Origin of the sequence: Paenibacillus haidiansis (assembly GCF_036553665.1) — a bacterium.
Classification (GTDB): domain Bacteria; phylum Bacillota; class Bacilli; order Paenibacillales; family Paenibacillaceae; genus Fontibacillus; species Fontibacillus haidiansis.
In genome coordinates this window covers 108,492-125,875 of sequence record NZ_JAZHPZ010000014.1, presented here as the reverse complement: position 1 = coordinate 125,875, position 17,384 = coordinate 108,492, and the positions used below count along the sequence as shown (strand labels likewise).

The window sequence follows — 17,384 nt, the reverse complement described above, 5'->3', positions numbered from 1 at the left end:
AAAGTCCAGCGGTATGATGTCAAGTCCCTGATTCGTGTAAATTGGAAAAAGTTTTGAGGGTAACCTCCTACGAGTCAGGAAAAAAGGCATCACGAAACTAACCCAGTTGAAAATGGCGAGTATTTACCAAAAAATAACTGGGAATTACCGTAGGGATTCAGCTAAAGGAGGCGGTCAATCCTTAGCCGCATTCACCTTCCTTCGAGGCGTGTAAATTTGGTCGTTGCGTAGCAGCACATCGACCAGCCGCACAAGTTTTCTTGCCGTTAAGACGAGGGCGCGTTTGTGTTGGTGCTTAGGTACTTCCTTGTATTTCTTCCGGTAGTAATCGCCGAATTCCGGATCGCGGTTCTTCACCGAGTTGGCAGCTTCAACAAGGTAATAGCGAAGGAATCGGTTGCCGGATTTAATGCGTTTCGTATCCTCTGCGTCGAACGCACCGGATTGATGCTTACGCCAGACGAGACCGGCGTATTTGGCAAGAGCGGCCTGGTCGTCAAATCGTGTAATGTCGCCGATCTCCGAGAGAATGCCGGCGGCGTACACGGGACCGATGCCCGGGATCGTCTGCAATGTATTTGGGATTCCGCTCAGGATGCGCTCAATGGCCTGATCGAGTTCCTTGATCTGCGCCTGGATGCTGCGGATCGACTGGATCGATGTACCGAGAATGAGATCGATAGAATCCTCAACCACCTTAGAGAGGCGGTAAGACGCTCTGGCAGCCTTCTGGATGCATTTGGCGACTCGCTCTGGATCAGGGAAGCGATTCTTCCCGTGGTCCTTGAGGTAATCTGCAAGATCCGCCACGTCCATAGCGACGATCTCGTCAAGGCTATACTTTTCGAGCAGGAGTTCCGTTATTGCATGACCGAAGACAGAGCTGTCGACTTCGGAGGTAAAGGCGCTGCACTTGTAAAACAGGTTCGTCAAGAAGTACTGCTTCTCTCGCGTCAGATTATGAACGAGGTGGAACCTCATTCGGGTTAGACGCTGGAGAGCGATGTACTGCTCCTGCATCACCATGGTCATCGGCAGACGGCCGAAACGAAGACGATCTGCAATGAGCCAAGCGTCAATGTGATCGTTCTTATCGAGGTCGACATACGCTTCTTTAAACTTCGTGATGAGCTTTGGGTTGATCGTAAACACTTTGGCTTTCCGCTTCTGAAGCGCTTCATCTTCGTGAAGAAACATGGCAAGATGCCAACTGTACACGGAAGTCGCTTCAAGGCCGATATGAATCTCTTTGGAGGGCAGCTTGTCCGCAACAGCGACGATTTGATCGCGTAGGTGCGAAGCGCCTTCCAGGTTATTGTCCACGGTGAACGACTGAAGCGTGTCGCCTTCGCCGTTCATCATGCAGACCTTTAAATCTTTGGAGCTCACGTCAATACCGACAAATAGCTTCAATGGAATTCCTCCTTTCGTGTGGGATTCAGGGACTGGACTTTTCGGCATGCCCCTAGCGCGCTCGCAGCTCAATCACCCTCGCATATGAGAACATCCTTCGATCCACGAGCTGCCTCGAAGCTGCTATCTTCGAGCGTGGGTTGCCGAAGGGAACAGCCAGCGGGTAAGAAGTTCAAACGAGACGCCAGGGAAACAGACTTTTTATGTAGACGGTGCTACAGGAGTGAAAAGAGTTTCCCCGAATGATCCCTAAGGAATATTTTCTAGGGGCATCCCGAAAAGTCCAGTCCCAATATTCATTTTTCAAAGAACAACAAGCTGGAAATTTTAAAGGCTCGCTCCAGTCCCCTAAGGGACTGGAAATCCTTTAGAAGTTGGCTACAAAACATATGATACGAGGAGAGAGGAACATGAAAGTGAGCGAAACAAACCTGTGGGAACAAGTAGACCTGTATATCGAGGAAAAGTTGATCCCGGCGGACCCCGTCATGGACAAAATCCTCGCCGCCAACCGGCTTGCGGATTTGCCGCCGATCGACGTCACGCCGAGCCAGGGCAAGCTGCTCCGTATCTATGTGCAGATGATCGGCGCCGCGCGGGTTTTGGAGATCGGCACGCTTGGCGGCTACAGTGCCGTCTGGATGGCGGGGGCGTTACGGCAGGGCGGCAAGCTGGTGACCTTGGAAGCCGACCCTCGTCATGCCGAGACAGCCAGAGCCAATTTCGCCCTCGCCGGGCTGGAGGATTCGATCGAGCTGCGGGTGGGCTACGCTCTGGAGCAGCTTGAGCAGTTGGCAAAGGAAGGAATCGAGCCGTTTGATCTGATTTTTATCGATGCCGACAAGCCGAATAATCCGGGCTACTTGCAATGGGCGCTGCGCTTCTCCCATCCCGGCACCGTCATTATCGGCGACAATGTCGTCCGCGGCGGGGAAATTATTGACCCGCACAGCACAGATCCGCGGGTAGCCGGTGTCAGAACGTTTTTCGATCTGTTGGCCGGGATGCCGAATATCTCCGCCACAGCCATTCAGACCGTTGGCAGCAAAGGCTATGACGGCTTTGCGATCGGCATCGTTACCGGGTAAGGCAATGGAGACAGCCTTGTTCACTTTATCTGCCTTGCCCGCTTTACCTGCATCGGAAGCTGTATTTTATACAACATTTTTGCCGGGTAACCGCATAAATGCACCGAAATGCTGCACTATATGCAACATTTCGCAAGATTTCCGCCTGTTAAAGGCTGAGCATCGGATAAAATGCTGCAAAAAGTACAACTTTGGGACGCTCCATCCGGGCAAGGATGCATAATTGTTGTACAAAATACAACCCGCCCCATTTCTTTCCTTGCTTCAAAGTAACGGTCCCTTTACCCCACCCGCGCCGGTTCGACCCGCCGGCGCAATTCTTCGATTTGCTCCCGCGTAGCCAAATCGTCGGAGAACGCCGTCGCGCTGCCCGCCGCCACGCCGGTGCGGAACGCTTCGACCGCGGCTTCGCCGCGCGTCAGCCCGGCGAGAAAGCCGGCGATCATCGAGTCGCCGGCCCCGGCGGAATTGCGGGCGGTGCCGGCCGGCGCCTGCGCGCAGTACACCGCTTCGGGCGCGACCAGGAACGCGCCTTGCTCGGCCATGGAGATGAGCGCATGCCGCGCCCCTAGCTCCAGCAGCCTGCGCCCGCATGCGATGATGACCTCCTCGCTGTCCAGCCTCACGCCGAACAACTCGGCCAGCTCGTGATGGTTCGGCTTTACGAGCAGCGGCCGGTGCGAAAGAGCGCGCAAGAGCGCCTCCCCGGTCGTGTCTATCACAAATCCGGCCCCTGCCGTCTCGCATAAGCCGACAAGCTCGTCATAGAAGCCGCCGCCAAGCGACGGCGGCACACTGCCGGACATCACGACAATGTCCTCCGCCCGCAGCCCGGACGTCAGCTTTTGCAGCAAAGCCGCGGATTCACCGGCGGAAATCGCCGGCCCCAGGCCGTTGATCTCCGTCTCTTCTCCGGCTTTCAGCTTGATGTTGATTCGCGTATCCCCGGTGATGGGCACGAAGTCCGCGCGGACTCGTTCCTCCCGCAGCTTATCCTCGATATAGCGCCCGGTAAATCCGCCGGCAAATCCGAGCGCCGTATTCGGCACGCCAAGTCTGCTTAAGATGCGCGATACATTGATGCCTTTCCCGCCGGGTAGCTTCAAATCCCGGCTCATCCGGTTCAAACCTCCAAGCTGAAGATCCTTCACTTCGACAATATAATCAATAGATGGGTTAAGCGTCATAGTATAAATCATCGGTATCCCTCTTTCCTTTCCGGCCGAATGCAAAGCTGACGGCCGCAGCCGTAAGCGCCGCGAGCAGCACCACCGTAGTCATCCACGGGTGGTACGCAAGCGTGGAGGCGCCGTTGAGCAGGACGCCCCCCGCTCCCGCACCGGCAGCCAGCCCCAGTTGGGTAGTCGATGTATTTAAACTTAACACAAGATTCGACGATTGAGGCGCTTTTTGAATAAAGTAGCTTTGAATGGCCGGCCCCGTGACAAACATGGACAGCAGCATCAACGCGATCAACAGCAAGCCTGCGAATCTGCCAAACGAAAATAACGGAAGCAACGCCGCCGATAAGCAATTGACGAGCAAGCAGCCCGTGATCACCCGCGCGGCTCCGAAACGGTCCACTCCATGTCCGCCCAGCTTCGCGCCGACCGCACCGAAAAGGCCAAAAATCAGCATGATCATGCCGCTGAATGCCGGATTGACGCGAAGTATATTTTCCATATACGGGATCAGATAAGTATATAGCACCGAGTTGCCCGATTCCCTGAACAAGGTAATAAACAGCCCGCTGAATATCACAATGCTTCCCAAAACCTTAAACTGTCTATGGAAAGGAACCGGTTCATCCCCCTCGATCTTCGGAATAAGCTTGATGATCACCAGGATCAACAGCACACTTAGCAGTCCCAGAATCATAAAATTGGCCTGCCAATTCACCCAGTTCGTGATCCATATCCCGAGCGGAACCCCGAGGATCATGGCCCCGCTGAAGCCAAGCACGATCGTTCCGACCGCGGAGCCTACTTTTTCCGGGGGCACCATTTTGGCCGCTGCGCCAAATGCCACCACTTGAAAAACTCCCGAGGCTAAGCCCAAAGCTACGCGGGAAATCATCAAGGCTTCAATTCCGCTGCTGACGAAGGCGAGCAGACATCCCAGGAGGAACAGGGTCAGCGAACCGCACAGCAAAATTTTGCGGTCTATTCGTGCAGTCAGCGAGATGATAAGCGGGGTGCCGATGGCAAAAGACAAGGAATAAACGGTAACCAGTTGTCCGGCCGCGGCAAGCGTAACCCCGAGATCCTCGGCAAGGATATTCACAATTCCGGAGACAATCAGCTCCGAAGTGCCGGTGATGAACACCCCAAGCGCAAGAACATACAATTTCCATAACTTCATCTTCATTCCCTCCCATTGAACTCTTTGCTATAGTATAGGAGGACGGCAAACAATTCGTAAGAAAGCAAAACAATTGGATATAATCCAAATAAATTGATTTACTATAAAAATGTAAGCAGGTGATATTGTGACTTCCGTGCAAAAAGGACCGGACAGCTTCACTAATATTTGTTCCGTCCTGCAAATTCTCGGGGCGAAATGGTCGTTTCTGGTCATCGCCCAGCTGGCGGAAGGGCCCAAGCGGTTTAAGCAGCTTCACCGCGACGTACGCATCGTGCGGACCCAATCGCTGACCGATGCGCTGCGCCATTTGGAGAGCAGCGGAATTGTCCGCCGTGAAGTATTTCCGACCGTCCCGGTTTCCGTCGAATATTCATTGACGGAGAAAGGCCGGGACTTCTTGACGGCGCTGCATGAAATGGAGAAATGGGCGGCCAAATGGGACGGGAAGGAATCTCCATCTCCCCGTTCCGATTGAGACTTCGATTATTGGTTTGGACTTTTTCAAATTCAAAATAACAGGTACAATAGAACAGATTAGTAAAAATTTAAACCATGATGAACTTCCAATGGAAAGGAAAGAACTTTAAATTATGATCATTAAACCACGGACCCGCGGCTTTATTTGCACCACCGCCCATCCGGTCGGATGCGCGCGGCAGGTAGAGCGGCAGATTGAGTATGTTAAAGATCGCCCGGCCATTCACGGGCCGAAAAATGTGCTGGTCATCGGCGCTTCCACCGGCTACGGCCTGTCCTCCCGCATCGTTGCGGCTTTCGGAGCGCATGCCAATACGGTGGGCGTGTACCGTGCCAGCGCCGCCAGCGCGACCCGCACCGCCTCGGCCGGCTGGTACAATTCCGCCGCCTTTGAACAGGCGGCGCAAGCGGCGGGGCTCAAATCGTTCAGCGTGACGGGCGATGCCTTCTCCAAGGAGACCAAGGCCAGAACCGCCGAGCTGATCAAACAAGAGCTGGGCCAGGTCGATCTCGTCGTCTACAGCGTGGCGACCGCCCGCCGGACCGACCCCGCTACCGGCCAGAACCGCAATTCCGTGCTGAAGCCGATCGGAAAACCGTATACGAACAAAACGGTCAATTTCCATACGGGCGAGATCAGCACGATCACCCTGGAACCTGCGACGGAGCAGGAAATCGCCGATACCGTATACGTCATGGGCGGGGAGGATTGGCGGCAGTGGATCGAGGTGCTGGAGCAGGCCGGAGCGCTGGCCGATCAAGCCGTGACGATCGCCTACTCCTACATCGGCTCGCAAATTACAACGCCGATCTATCGGGAAGGCTCGATCGGACGGGCTAAGGACCACTTGGAGCAAACCGCACGCGAGTTGAGCGAGCGATTGTCCAACCGAGGGGGCCACGCGTATGTCGTCGTGAGCAAAGGGCTCGTGACGCAATCCAGCTCGGCCATCCCGATCGTTCCGCTGTATATGTCGGCGCTGTATAAAACGATGAAGGAAAAAGGTATCCACGAAGGCACTGTCGAGCAGATGTACCGTCTGTTTGCGGAACGCCTGTACGGACCGGAAAACGTCCCGGTCGATGAGGAAGGCCGCATCCGGATCGACGACTGGGAGATGCGTGACGACGTGCAGGCCGAAGTGACCAAGCTATGGGACGAGCTCACTACCGAAAACATTTATGAGAAGAGCGATTTGGAAAGCTTCCGCCGCGAGTTTTTCCAATTGTTCGGCTTTGAAGTGGACGGCGTCGATTACGAGGCCGACACCGATCCCGTCGTAGAAGTTCCGAATGTCAAATAAATGATTGCAAGCACAAAAAAGCCGGACAGAGCCAACGCTCTTCCGGCCTTTATTTTACTCGGCGAGCCCGCCGTTTTTTTGAAATAAATCGCACCGCCTTTTTCCGGCAAATTATGCTAAATTAATTAGTAAGTCAGCAAGATATTTTACGGGAAATCATACAGAATCTTGAAGTCAAAAGAAGTCATATCGGAGAGGAGAACATCATGTCCGTAATAGGTATTGACCTGGGGACGACCAACAGCCTGGCCGCTTGCTGGGACGGCAGCCGCGTCCGGCTTATTCCCAATGCGTTCGGCAGGCATCTCACCCCCTCGGTCGTCAGCGTGGACGAACAAGGAGAAATTCTCATCGGCGACATTGCAAAACAGCGGATGATTACCCACCCTCAGTTGACGGTGTCGGTATTTAAGCGATATATGGGAACAAACAAAATATTTGAGCTTGGCCCGTACCGTTTTACCCCGGAGGACCTGTCCTCCATGATTCTTCGCGCTTTAAAGGAGGATGCCGAAGCCTATCTGGGCGAGCCTGTCGAGGAGGCCGTGATCAGCGTGCCGGCCTATTTCAACGACATGCAGCGGCAGGCAACGCGAAGAGCCGGCCAGCTGGCCGGGCTGCGCGTCGAGCGGTTGATCAACGAGCCGACGGCCGCCGCCATCGCTTACGGCTTGCACGAGCAGGCCGAAGATACCAAATTTCTGATCTACGACCTGGGCGGCGGGACCTTCGATGTTTCGATCCTGGAGAAATTCGGCGACCTGCTGGAGGTTCAGGCGGTGGCCGGCGACAACTTTCTCGGCGGCGAAGACTTTACCAGGCTCTTGATGCAGGAGCTGCTGGACCGTAATGCAATTGCCGTGGAGGAATTGGATCTTAAGCAGAAGGAAGCTTTAAGGAAGCAAGCCGAACTCGCAAAATACCAGCTCGGAGCCACCGGCTCCGCCGAAATGAATCTGAATTTGAACGGCCTTCCGCTATCCTGCGAGGTAAACAGAGACCGGTTCGAGGCGCTTGCCAAGCCGCTGCTGCAGCGGCTGCGGCATCCTGTCGAGCGCGCGCTGAACGACGCGCGGCTCCGTCCCTCGGAGCTTGATGCGGTCATTCTGATCGGAGGAGCCACGCGGATGCCGCTTATTTCCGCTTCGGTCGCCAGATTGTTCGGCAGACTCCCTTCCAGCCATATTGACCCGGATGAAACCGTCGCGGTAGGCGCGGCGCTCCAGGCCGCGATGAAAGCCCGGAATAAAGCGCTGAACGATATCGTGCTGACCGATGTGTGCCCCTACACGCTCGGAACGGACGTATCCGTTCTCAGAAGCTCGGGCCAGTACGAATCCGGCCATTTCTGCCCGATTATCGAGCGGAATACCGTTGTTCCCGTCAGCAGAGTGGAAAGCTTCACCACCATTCACGACGGGCAGAGCACGATCAATTTTCAAATTTATCAGGGCGAAAGCCGTAGAACCGAGAACAATATCAAGCTGGGAGAGCTTAAAGTCCATGTTCCGCCCGATAAAGCCGGAGAACAGTCGGTTCAGGTCCGGTTCACTTACGATATTAACGGAATTCTCGAAGTGGAGGCGACCGTGGTTTCAACCGGTGTCATGAACAAAATCTTCATTGAAGAGAATCCCGGCCAATATTCGAAAGAGGCGATCGAGCAGCGGTTTATGGAGCTGTCCGCGATCAAAATCCATCCGCGCGACCGGGCGGAAAACCGCCTGCTGCTGGCGCGCGGGGAGCGGCTGTACGAAGAAACGCTCGGGGAACAGCGCGAGGTGATCGCCCTCTGGCTGCTGCGCTTTGAGCGGGCGCTCCAAAGCCAGGATGATGTCGAAATCCGCCGGGAAGCCGAAGCATTCGGCACTTTTTTGAACGCAATCGAAAGGAATATGAGGTTTTAGCATGAATCCATGGACTTTGCTCGGTATCGACAAAACGAACGATCTGACGATGATCAAACGGGCCTACAGCCGGCTGTTGAAGCAAGCCCATCCCGAAGAGGACCCGGAAGGCTTTCAACGGCTGCGTGAAGCCTATGAAGCCGCAAGAAGAATCGCCTCCGCCGAACAGGAACGTCAAAGCGGCGGGGCCGATCCATCCGTACATAACCCGAAATTGGCGGTACATATGGAGGAAGCCGCCGCAGCCCCGGCCTTGGATTCCGGCGATTGGGCCTTCTCCGAACCGGAGCCGCCGGAGGAGACGGCATCCCGGTTTCTGCGGCGAGCCGCGGAAATCTATGACCGGTTCGCTTCCCGAATCGATGCCGAAGTCTGGCATCTGCTGCTGGATGAAGATACCTACTCGGGCATCGAGGTAAGACAAATATTGCGTTTTCAGCTCCTTAATCTGCTTATGGACCGGCCATGGCTGCCGCAGCGCGTTTGGCGCTTGTTCAACCAAACATTCGGCTGGACCGAACTGGAGCTGGAACTGGCGCAATATTTCCCCGAACGGTTTGTTCAGCATGTCATGTGGCAAATTACCGGCCCCCTTGAACTTCGTTACGACCATCTGGTTCCCTCGGCCGAAGCCGGAGCCGATATCGAAGCGTTCTTTGCCCTTCGGGACGCGGCCTATAACTCCTTCTTGCAGGGTGATATCGAGTACACCGCCGAGCTGCTGGCCAAGGCCGGGGAGATTGTGGCGAACGATCCGGATACGCTCCGGCTGACCGGCCGGCTGGCGGCGATGCGGCTGAGCTGGGAGGAAGCCGCGCTCGCTTACGGCTCGCTGCATCGCGAAGTTCCGGAAGAAGAGGACGGCAGACTCGGCCTTGCCGACGCGCTGCTTCATTTGCGGCGGCCCGAAGAGGCGGAGGCTTTGTACCGTTCCCTGCTTGAAGGGAACCCGGAGCACCAGGAGGCGCTTTACGGTCTGGCCCAAAGCTTGAACGCTTCGAACAGGGAGGCCGAAGCAAGATCGGTGCTCAAGGGGCTGCTTATTCACTATCCCGAAGACCTGCACGCCCGGAGTGCGTTGTTCGCCATTGACCGGGCACGGATCGAAAACATCAGGCGCGGGATCGTATCCGGGGATCGGGGCAAGGCAGCCGGGCTCCGGGAGTTGGCGGAGCTTTATCTTGAGAATGAAATGTACGAGGCGTGTCTGGAAACACTCCATGAATTGGAAGAAGCCGGGGAACTGACCGGCAAACAATGGTTTCTTCTCGGCACCCTCGGTTACGCCTGGGAAGAAAATGGCGATGCCAGAATCCCTTATTTGAATCAGGCGCTTCAGCGCGGGGATTTGAGCGCCAAGGATACCCGGGAAGCTCTTTATGTCAGAGCGGAGATCTATTATAAAACGGGAAAATATGAAGAGAGCAAGGCCGATCTGCTCGCTTATCTGACCTATGATCAAGGCAATGCGGAAGTGTATTATTACCTTGGCGAGATCGAGCGGGTGCGCGGACGTTATGAGGAATCGATCCGCTATTGCCGGCAAGCGATCGGTATTCAGGATTTGGGATACTACCACGGCACGCTGGCCCGTTCATACCGGGAGCTGGAGCGTTTTGAAGATGCCGCCGGAGAATACCGCCGGACCCTGGCTTACCATGAAAGCGGACAAATCAGCTTTGAATACGGCGAAGTTCTGAAAAAGCTCGGCCGTTACGGGGAAGCCGCGGATATGTTCCGTAGAGCGGATCAGCTCGGAGGAGCCCCCGATGCTCTTTATGAACTTGCGTATGCATATTATTTATTGCAAAGATACGGCGACGCTTTGGAAGTGCTGGAAAAATACGCATCGGCGGAAAATCCAACCTATGGCGAGGAAGCGATCGCCTTAACGGGGGATTGTCATTTCCGGCTGCGGAATTGGTCATCCGCCTCCGCCTGCTACAACCGGGCGGCCGACCGCGGCTTCGCTCCCGGCTTGCTCAGGAAATTGAGCATCGTCTGCCTGCTGGCGGCCCGCCGCTTCGAAGAAGCTTATGCCCCGCTGCAATCCGTATTGGAGCAAGAGCCGGACAATGAGTGGGCGCAATTGCAGACGATTCGCATTTATGCGGAGTTAAAACGCTGGTGGAATTACGACAAACTGCTGGAAAAATACCTGGAAACCTTCGAGCAACAGGCACGCAGCCTCCATATCTGGTTTTATGGCGGCCTGTATTTTTATCATCTCAAGCAATACAAAAATGCGCTTAAGATGTTCAATGCCGGATACGTGCTCGGTCTTCGCGGCGATACCTGCAGCTATTTGAGCCTGACTTACGATTCGCTGAATCAATGGCCGGAGGCAGCCGCTATGGCCCGCGAAGCTCTTGAAAGCCGGCCGGATCACCCGGATTACCGGGAGCGGCTGCTGCGGATCGAAGCGAAGCTACAAAACAAAAAGTCCCTGCTGCAAAAATGGGGGCTTCAGCAAGTGCACACGACATACAGTTCAACCATTCCGCTGGAGTTTCCGGATCTTCTGGAGGAAGCGGAAATTCGCGAAGCTTGGCCGAAAGGAGTTTTTCCCGATGACTTCTTCACTTACAATTAAGCAGCAATGGATTCTGGGCGCGGCGGCCATTCTTCTTGAACGGAACGGCTTGAATTTCGCGAACGGGTACGACCGTCCTTCGGAACAGGAGGATCCCGGCTGGAAAGAGGAGACGATGGCATGGTTGGCGGACTCCTGGAGCGTTACCGATCACGATTCCGCCCTATACCAAATCAGGGGGCTGATCGACGACGGAAAACGTACGAAATTCGACCGGATCCGTACGTTTCTGAATGCCCTGCCCCTTCGCCAGCAGCGGTCGATCCTCCATTCCATCGAGGACCCGGAGACGGCGGCCGAATACCGGGTGGTTTATACCTATAATTCGAGGCTCACACCGGCCGGCATTGCGGGATACGATTGGGGAAGATCGCTGTTTGTGGCTCATTACGCCAAACTGCTCGGCTTTATTTCCGCGGATGAAGCCTGGGATTCCATGGCCGAGGTAGCCGCTTTGATCCAGCGTCATTACGACAGCTGGGAGGAATACGGCACTGCGTTTATTATCGGGCGGCAGTTTTTTTACAAGGAGTGGTCGGAAGAGTCGGCCAAAGTTTATTTTCAACATGTAAGAAGCTTGCTGATCGATGAATACAGCCCTTGGCGGACCCTTCCATGGGATACTCCGCTGGGCTAACGCTTCATTTCATTGTAATACTGCGCGAGTTCGGCACTGACTTTGGCCAGCCGTTCTACCAGGGTTGCCGGTTCAAGAATGGTCAGCGATGTACCGTACGGGAGCAGAAAATAAGGCACATAGCTATTCAAAGAAGCTTGTCCTAGGCGGAATGCCGCTTCTCCCTCGCTGCGGGAGACAAGCGTATGACCAAACAGCCAGTGCCTGGTCAGTTCATTCAGAGCCAGCTCCGGCCCGGCGATTCTCACAGTGACGAGCGTTTCGTCGTCGAGCGCTCCCGGAAGCATGCTTTCAAGCAGATGCCGCTTGGCGGAAAAAGCTTCCGGGCGCACAAACCGCGAATTTGCCGGACGCAGCTCCACGATCCGGTCGGCCCGGAAGCTCCGCACCGTTTGACGCAGGCGGCAGTATCCGATCGCATACCAGCTTCCCTTCCAGTGCACGATGCCATAGGTGTCGAAGCCGCGGGAGCGGGGCGGTTCACCCCGCCCTTTGTCGTACACCATTTCCAACGTCATACCTTGGGCCGCGGCTTCTTCCAACTGCCGGAGAACGGCCTTCTCCCGATCGTCCGAAGGCGGATAAATCACCGACACTCCGCGGTCATGAAGCTCCATGCGGATGAGCTGGTCCTCATTGCTGTACAGCTTCAATTTCCCCACGGCGCGTTCCAGCGCTTCCGTATGCGGGTATCCCGCTTCCCTGGCAAAAGTCGCCGCATGGAGCAATGCTTTCTGTTCCTCCGCATCGAACAGCAAAGGGGATTCGGCGAATTGCCCCAGAATCCGGTAGCCTCCGCCGGGCCCCGAATCCGCGATAATCGGCACGCCGCTGGCGCATAGCGAATCGATGCACCGGTATACCGTGCGGACATGGATTTCCAGCTTGTCCGCCATTTCCCGCGCGGTCATCCTTCTCCCCGATCTAAGCAGCCACAAAATAGACAGCATATGATCCGCTTTGGACATACCGCCTCTCCCCTTCCACTCCGATAATTAAATTTATTGTACCGTTTTTACTTGAGCGGTTCCATCCCGGCTTCAACCCAGGAATCGTAGGTTTGCCCATACACCTCCGGAATTTTCAGACCCGCTTGTCTCATCAGAACGGTCATTTGCCCCCGGTGGTGCGCTTGGTGCATAATTGTAAACCTCAAGGTTTCACCTATGATATACGGCTGGCCCATAACTTCGGTGCTTTCCAGCAGGCTTTCGTCATTCCACTGCTTCGAGACGGCATCCAGAAGCGCCCGGCTTACTTTGCCGTACTCTCTAGCGATGAACGCCGCGGACTCGGGAACGCGTTCCCCGCCTTCCGGCCCGTCAAACACCAGCCCGAATCCGCTCATGTAGTGGGGAGAGACCGCCAGATGCCAGGCGATATCCCCAAGCGTTCTACGGCCGGGAATGACCTCCCTGGGCAGCGATTCGTCCGTCAGCACCGCCATGACTTTCTCCGTCAATTTAAGCTCGGCTTCCCATTCCTTGACAAAATCCGCGATTTTCGTAAACATGATCTTCCTCCTTAAGGGTATGAATTTCGCTACACCACGGAGTATATAAAAAAATCACTGACAACAACGGTCAGTGATTTTGAAAAAATATATTTTAATTTCCTTATCCTCTATTTCAACAACCACAAAGCCGGCACATTCGGCGGCTCCCAGCCGACCAGCGAGGTGTGGGCCTGCCGGCATTCGTAGATCGAGCCGTTATAGCTCACCAAGGTGCCGGTCGTATAGGCGGTATTGGCCGCCCATGGCTGTGCGGCGGGGGCGGCCGCCGTCGTGGCGCTTACACTATTGCTGGCCGCAGATTCGTTGCCGGCCGCGTCAACGGCCCGGACCGTAAAGGTATATGCCGTGCTGGCGCTAAGTCCGGTGACGGTATAGGTGGTCGTCGTGCCCGATACGGTTCCGGCCAAAGCCGTCCCACGGTAAATCCGGTAGCCGGTAACCCCGACATTATCGGTAGAGGCGGTCCAGGCAAGCGACACGCTGGACGAAGTCGGAGTGCCTTGCACGGTCAGACTGCCGGGTGCCGTAGGCGGCGATGTATCGCTAGCCGCCGGATTGGTGGTTACACTCACCGTATTGCTGCCCGATGACAGATTACCCGCGGCATCCACCGCTTTGACCTGGAAAGTATATGCCGTATTCGCGGCCAGACCGGTGACGCTGTAATTCAAGGTCGTGCCCGATACCGCGGCGATTTGGCTGCTGCCGTTATAAATGCGGTAACCGGTGACGCCGACATTATCCGTGGAGGCCCCCCAGGACAAATTCACGCCGGATGAGGTAACTCCAGAATAGGAAAGGGAGGAAGGCGCCGACGGCGCCTGGGTATCCCCAGGATTGGTTCCGCCGAAATTCACGTCGATGACATTATAAAAAGCATTGGCCGTATCGGCGATTTCCCAAACCGCCAGAATCACATGATAACCGCTGCGCGACGGTACATTGCATGTGTCCGAATAGGTATACGGCGGCTGAACACCGCCGTAATCCACGGAGCAAAACGGCGTCAAGTCGAACGAATCCCGCGACAACGGAGCGTTGGGATTCCAATTCGGCTTCGTGATATAGTATTTCCAGCTTGTCGTTCTATGCGGCGCGGATAGTTTCCAGGTGAAGGTATTCGTTCCCGCAGAAATGTTGACCTTCGTCCAGCGGGTAGCCGACTGTTCATCCAATTTGGGGAAGATTCCGCCCGCGCTGGCGATTTTGCCGTCGGCGGGCCCGGCCGCCGGGAAGCCTTTCGGCGCTTCAAGGCTTTGCGGCTCGTAAACAACCGCGCCGCAGTCCGTATTTTGACCGGTCTTGCAAAGATATCCCCGGCTGCCCGGAGAGTCGATGTATCCGTGGGCAGAAGCTTTTTCCGATAACAGGAACATACAAAACACAGTGATCAACATAATCCCCAAAGAAGTAAGCATCTTTATGAGCATAGAATTCGGTAAACGAATTGCGGTCATTATCCATACCTCCTCAAGTTTTGGATATGCGATTTTCCCATTTCAGTTGTACACTCCCTGTTCTGTCAAGCTATGAAGGCTCCGCCTCCTTCCTGCTCCCTAATGTTCTCCCATCCAGACACATATCGTAACCTATCCCTCATCGCCTCCTCCGTCAGCTAATTTATATAAACCCTAAACGGTTTATATATGGAAATCGATTATTGAATTTCTATTTATACCCAATTATAAACCCAGGTGTGAAGATTGTGTGAAAAATTACTTAAAAACGGTGATATTTGACATAAATTGTAGTTATTTATAACTTTTCTGATTGAATGCAAAAGACCCCATTGGATATATTCCAATGAGGTCAACGTTAGCAACCTGACTACCTTAAAGCTGTTGTTCTACTGCAATTAAAACAACTCGCGAATCTCTTCCATTCGCCGCATCGCCAGCTCATAGCCGTGCCGGCAAGCGTCCCGTAGCTTCCCGATATCTTTCTCGAAACTGTCGAGCTTGACTTCCGGACGAATAATGACCGCCGAGCCTTCCCGCTCGAGCTGCTCGCAAAAAGCCACGGTTTCATTATACCGTTCATGCCTCGTCAGCAGCACCTGCTTCAACTGCGGATATTTGCGCCGAAGCAGCCGGGCGACGGCGACGTTTTGCTTGCTCAGCGTCTTCCTGTACCCCTTCGGCTGAGTCAGCACAATCAGGTGCTTGTCGTTTCCGTCGGCGATCGCCTTACGGATCGGGATCGGGTCGGCAAGCCCTCCGTCATAATATTTCTCGCCGTCGATCTCAATCGCCGGAAATACGAGCGGGATGGCGCAGGTTGCCCGCAGCATAGTCCAGTGCTCATCGGCCTGCATACCGTCCATATATTCGGGCAACCCTGTTCGGGCATTGGTTACTCCGACAAGGACCCGTCCGGAATGCTGCCGGTAGGTGGCCGTATCAAACGGGATCAGCTTGGCGGGAATCTCACCGAACACAAAATCGAGACCAAACAGGCTGCGGTGCTTCAGGAAATTCCGGTAGCCGATATATCTGGGATCAAGGCGGTATTTCTCCATAATCTCCAGGTTTCTCCGCTTCTGCCGCGAAATATAGGATATCCCGTTGCTGATTCCGGCGGATACCCCGATGCAGTAGGGAAACATCACATCCTCGTCCAGCAGCGCATCCATAACGCCGGAACTGAATATGGGCCGCAAGGTTCCCCCTTCCAATACGATACTCGGCACAACATTCCCTCCATAACTCCATTTAATTTCTTTGAATCCCTCATCATAAGGATAGTCCAACCGAAGCAAATATGTAAATGGCAAGGAATATCGGCACAGAAAAACAGCCCTGCCGCAGCAGGGCCGATCATAGATCGCAAATCATTTAGATGAATGTTCTGGAAACAATAACCAGAAGGATGAACAAAACCAGAATGACACCCGTGGAAGTCCAGAGTCCGCCTACATATCCCCCATCGCAACCCGACATGGCTTTCCCTCCTTTTGTAGTATACGGTATCATATTAGGTTTTATATCCTGCAGTCACGGCATATGCATAACGCGCCAAAAAATTTAGACAGACTCTTCATCCCTTCTTTAATGGTCACTCTGCCTATTCAAGTCCGGTTTCGCCTGCATACCATAAAGAAAGACGATTTGAAGCAGGTGGTACGTTTGCTCAAGAAAGGAAGATACCGAGCCCGAATCAATCAACTAAACCAGATGAGTTACCTGCTGGACAGCATCAGCGATATAGAAGAAACGGAGCTCAGTGAACTTTCCGCCGACGATTTGGCCGTTATTGCAGCAGCATTTACTGCGATGGGAACCTTTTTTGAATTTTTGTCCTTGCTTAAGGTTCAGCAAACGAACACCGCAGGAAAGGTGGAAGGAAGAAAAAAACTAACCAAAGCATAGCACTGACTATTACGGACCGCTTAGCGGGTAGCTTAGCCCAGCCCCTTTTTCGGGCCGGCTTGCTTAAGCCGCCACTTTTTCCATTTGCGCCATCTCATGTATACGACCGCCAATATCAGCGCTCCCAAGGCGCTAAAGAAATAACCCAGATATTTTTCGGCCAGTCCGATGGCATACTGCCACTGCTCCCCGAATATGTATCCGATACCTACGAAGGCGATGACCCAAAGGGCGGCTCCGGGGTAGGCATAGAGCGCAAACGTCCGGAAAGGAACGCGGATGATGCCTACAAAATAACCGAAAAATTGCCTCACCCCGGGTACAAAGAAGCTGATCAACAGCATCCTGTTTCCGTATTTATCGTAAATTTGCTTTGTCTTCTCCAATTGGGCGGGCTTGAGGAAAAACCATTTCCCGTAACGATGGACCAGCGGTGCGCCCACATGATGACCGATCAAGTAAGTGATCGTAATCCCGATAACCGATCCGGCAAATCCGACCAGCATCGCCGGCAGCAACTCAAGAATGCCTTTAAAGGCCAAGTATCCGGTATAGGTCAAAGTCGTTTGCCCCGGAGGAAGAGGCAGCGCAATAAAATCTACGGGCAGCCCGAGCAAAAGAACGAAATATCCGTACTCCCGGAACAACCCTTCAATCCACTCCAGAACGTTCATATATGCCTTTTCCTCTCTATCCTGCGTTTCGAAAATCCGCCAA

At 54.4% G+C, this 17,384-nt stretch carries 16 protein-coding genes; 7 read left to right on the top strand and 9 right to left on the bottom strand.

Features of this window, described 5'->3' with window-relative positions; genetic code table 11:
* Positions 1-174 precede the first annotated feature (174 nt).
* Positions 175-1,413, bottom strand: coding sequence for an IS110 family RNA-guided transposase (locus tag V3851_RS21570; RefSeq protein ID WP_331845814.1), 1,239 nt, complete (start codon positions 1,411-1,413; stop codon positions 175-177).
* 416 nt (positions 1,414-1,829) lie between these two features.
* Here V3851_RS21570 and V3851_RS21565 point away from each other — a divergent pair, with 416 nt between their 5' ends.
* A complete protein-coding gene (locus tag V3851_RS21565; RefSeq protein ID WP_414859343.1) occupies positions 1,830-2,501 on the top strand; it encodes an O-methyltransferase in 672 nt (223 codons plus the stop codon).
* Between the two features lie 281 nt (positions 2,502-2,782).
* Here the strand turns inward: V3851_RS21565 and pfkB are convergent, their stop codons facing one another.
* Together pfkB and V3851_RS21555 are read right to left on the bottom strand one after the other, a co-directional pair.
* Positions 2,783-3,700 (bottom strand): 1-phosphofructokinase, encoded by a 918-nt coding sequence (gene pfkB, locus V3851_RS21560; protein WP_331848611.1) that lies wholly within the window; start codon positions 3,698-3,700, stop codon positions 2,783-2,785.
* Entirely contained in the window at positions 3,678-4,862 is a 1,185-nt protein-coding gene (locus V3851_RS21555; protein ID WP_331848610.1) for an MFS transporter, read from the bottom strand. The genes pfkB and V3851_RS21555 overlap by 23 nt, the downstream gene beginning before the upstream one ends.
* A gap of 127 nt (positions 4,863-4,989) precedes the next feature.
* Here V3851_RS21555 and V3851_RS21550 point away from each other — a divergent pair, with 127 nt between their 5' ends.
* The 5 genes from V3851_RS21550 (at position 4,990) to V3851_RS21530 (ending at position 11,783) form a co-directional block, all read left to right on the top strand.
* Positions 4,990-5,340 (top strand): winged helix-turn-helix transcriptional regulator, encoded by a 351-nt coding sequence (locus tag V3851_RS21550; protein WP_331848609.1) that lies wholly within the window; start codon positions 4,990-4,992, stop codon positions 5,338-5,340.
* A gap of 115 nt (positions 5,341-5,455) precedes the next feature.
* Positions 5,456-6,646 carry an enoyl-ACP reductase FabV gene (fabV, locus tag V3851_RS21545; RefSeq protein ID WP_331848608.1) on the top strand — a complete coding sequence of 397 codons (1,191 nt, stop codon included), beginning with the start codon at positions 5,456-5,458 and terminating at the stop codon, positions 6,644-6,646.
* A gap of 206 nt (positions 6,647-6,852) precedes the next feature.
* Entirely contained in the window at positions 6,853-8,553 is a 1,701-nt protein-coding gene (locus tag V3851_RS21540) for a molecular chaperone HscC (protein WP_331848607.1), read from the top strand.
* Position 8,554: 1 nt separating this feature from the next.
* The gene (locus V3851_RS21535) at positions 8,555-11,146 is read left to right on the top strand and encodes a tetratricopeptide repeat protein (RefSeq protein ID WP_331848606.1); all 2,592 of its coding nucleotides are present in this window, start codon (positions 8,555-8,557) and stop codon (positions 11,144-11,146) included.
* Positions 11,124-11,783 (top strand): DUF1266 domain-containing protein, encoded by a 660-nt coding sequence (locus V3851_RS21530; RefSeq protein WP_331848605.1) that lies wholly within the window; start codon positions 11,124-11,126, stop codon positions 11,781-11,783. Before V3851_RS21535 ends, V3851_RS21530 begins: the two co-directional genes overlap by 23 nt.
* Here V3851_RS21530 and V3851_RS21525 read toward each other — a convergent pair.
* The 5 genes from V3851_RS21525 to V3851_RS21505 form a co-directional block, all read right to left on the bottom strand.
* Entirely contained in the window at positions 11,780-12,751 is a 972-nt protein-coding gene (locus tag V3851_RS21525) for a helix-turn-helix transcriptional regulator (RefSeq protein WP_331848604.1), read from the bottom strand. The genes V3851_RS21530 and V3851_RS21525 overlap by 4 nt on opposite strands.
* Positions 12,752-12,798: 47 nt before the next feature.
* Positions 12,799-13,296, bottom strand: coding sequence for a DinB family protein (locus tag V3851_RS21520; protein WP_331848603.1), 498 nt, complete (start codon positions 13,294-13,296; stop codon positions 12,799-12,801).
* A gap of 110 nt (positions 13,297-13,406) precedes the next feature.
* Positions 13,407-14,756 (bottom strand): lytic polysaccharide monooxygenase, encoded by a 1,350-nt coding sequence (locus V3851_RS21515; RefSeq protein ID WP_331848602.1) that lies wholly within the window; start codon positions 14,754-14,756, stop codon positions 13,407-13,409.
* Positions 14,757-15,154: 398 nt separating this feature from the next.
* A complete protein-coding gene (locus V3851_RS21510) occupies positions 15,155-15,988 on the bottom strand; it encodes a patatin-like phospholipase family protein (protein ID WP_331848601.1) in 834 nt (277 codons plus the stop codon).
* Between the two features lie 145 nt (positions 15,989-16,133).
* A complete protein-coding gene (locus V3851_RS21505; protein WP_331848600.1) occupies positions 16,134-16,238 on the bottom strand; it encodes a sporulation protein YjcZ in 105 nt (34 codons plus the stop codon).
* A 63-nt stretch (positions 16,239-16,301) separates the two neighbouring features.
* Here V3851_RS21505 and V3851_RS21500 point away from each other — a divergent pair, with 63 nt between their 5' ends.
* A complete protein-coding gene (locus V3851_RS21500) occupies positions 16,302-16,667 on the top strand; it encodes a hypothetical protein (protein WP_331848599.1) in 366 nt (121 codons plus the stop codon).
* 32 nt (positions 16,668-16,699) lie between these two features.
* Here V3851_RS21500 and V3851_RS21495 read toward each other — a convergent pair whose 3' ends face one another.
* Entirely contained in the window at positions 16,700-17,341 is a 642-nt protein-coding gene (locus V3851_RS21495; protein ID WP_331848598.1) for a DedA family protein, read from the bottom strand.
* Positions 17,342-17,384 lie beyond the last annotated feature (43 nt).

Coding starts and splice junctions, on each gene's coding strand:
- fabV (WP_331848608.1), top strand. CDS start 5,456: ATGATCATTAAACCACGGACCCGCGGCTTTATTTGCACCACCGCCCAT.
- V3851_RS21535 (WP_331848606.1), top strand. CDS start 8,555: ATGAATCCATGGACTTTGCTCGGTATCGACAAAACGAACGATCTGACG.
- V3851_RS21525 (WP_331848604.1), bottom strand. CDS start 12,751: ATGTCCAAAGCGGATCATATGCTGTCTATTTTGTGGCTGCTTAGATCG.
- V3851_RS21495 (WP_331848598.1), bottom strand. CDS start 17,341: ATGAACGTTCTGGAGTGGATTGAAGGGTTGTTCCGGGAGTACGGATAT.
- V3851_RS21505 (WP_331848600.1), bottom strand. CDS start 16,238: ATGTCGGGTTGCGATGGGGGATATGTAGGCGGACTCTGGACTTCCACG.
- pfkB (WP_331848611.1), bottom strand. CDS start 3,700: ATGATTTATACTATGACGCTTAACCCATCTATTGATTATATTGTCGAA.
- V3851_RS21530 (WP_331848605.1), top strand. CDS start 11,124: ATGACTTCTTCACTTACAATTAAGCAGCAATGGATTCTGGGCGCGGCG.
- V3851_RS21520 (WP_331848603.1), bottom strand. CDS start 13,296: ATGTTTACGAAAATCGCGGATTTTGTCAAGGAATGGGAAGCCGAGCTT.
- V3851_RS21555 (WP_331848610.1), bottom strand. CDS start 4,862: ATGAAGTTATGGAAATTGTATGTTCTTGCGCTTGGGGTGTTCATCACC.
- V3851_RS21515 (WP_331848602.1), bottom strand. CDS start 14,756: ATGACCGCAATTCGTTTACCGAATTCTATGCTCATAAAGATGCTTACT.
- V3851_RS21540 (WP_331848607.1), top strand. CDS start 6,853: ATGTCCGTAATAGGTATTGACCTGGGGACGACCAACAGCCTGGCCGCT.
- V3851_RS21500 (WP_331848599.1), top strand. CDS start 16,302: ATGCATAACGCGCCAAAAAATTTAGACAGACTCTTCATCCCTTCTTTA.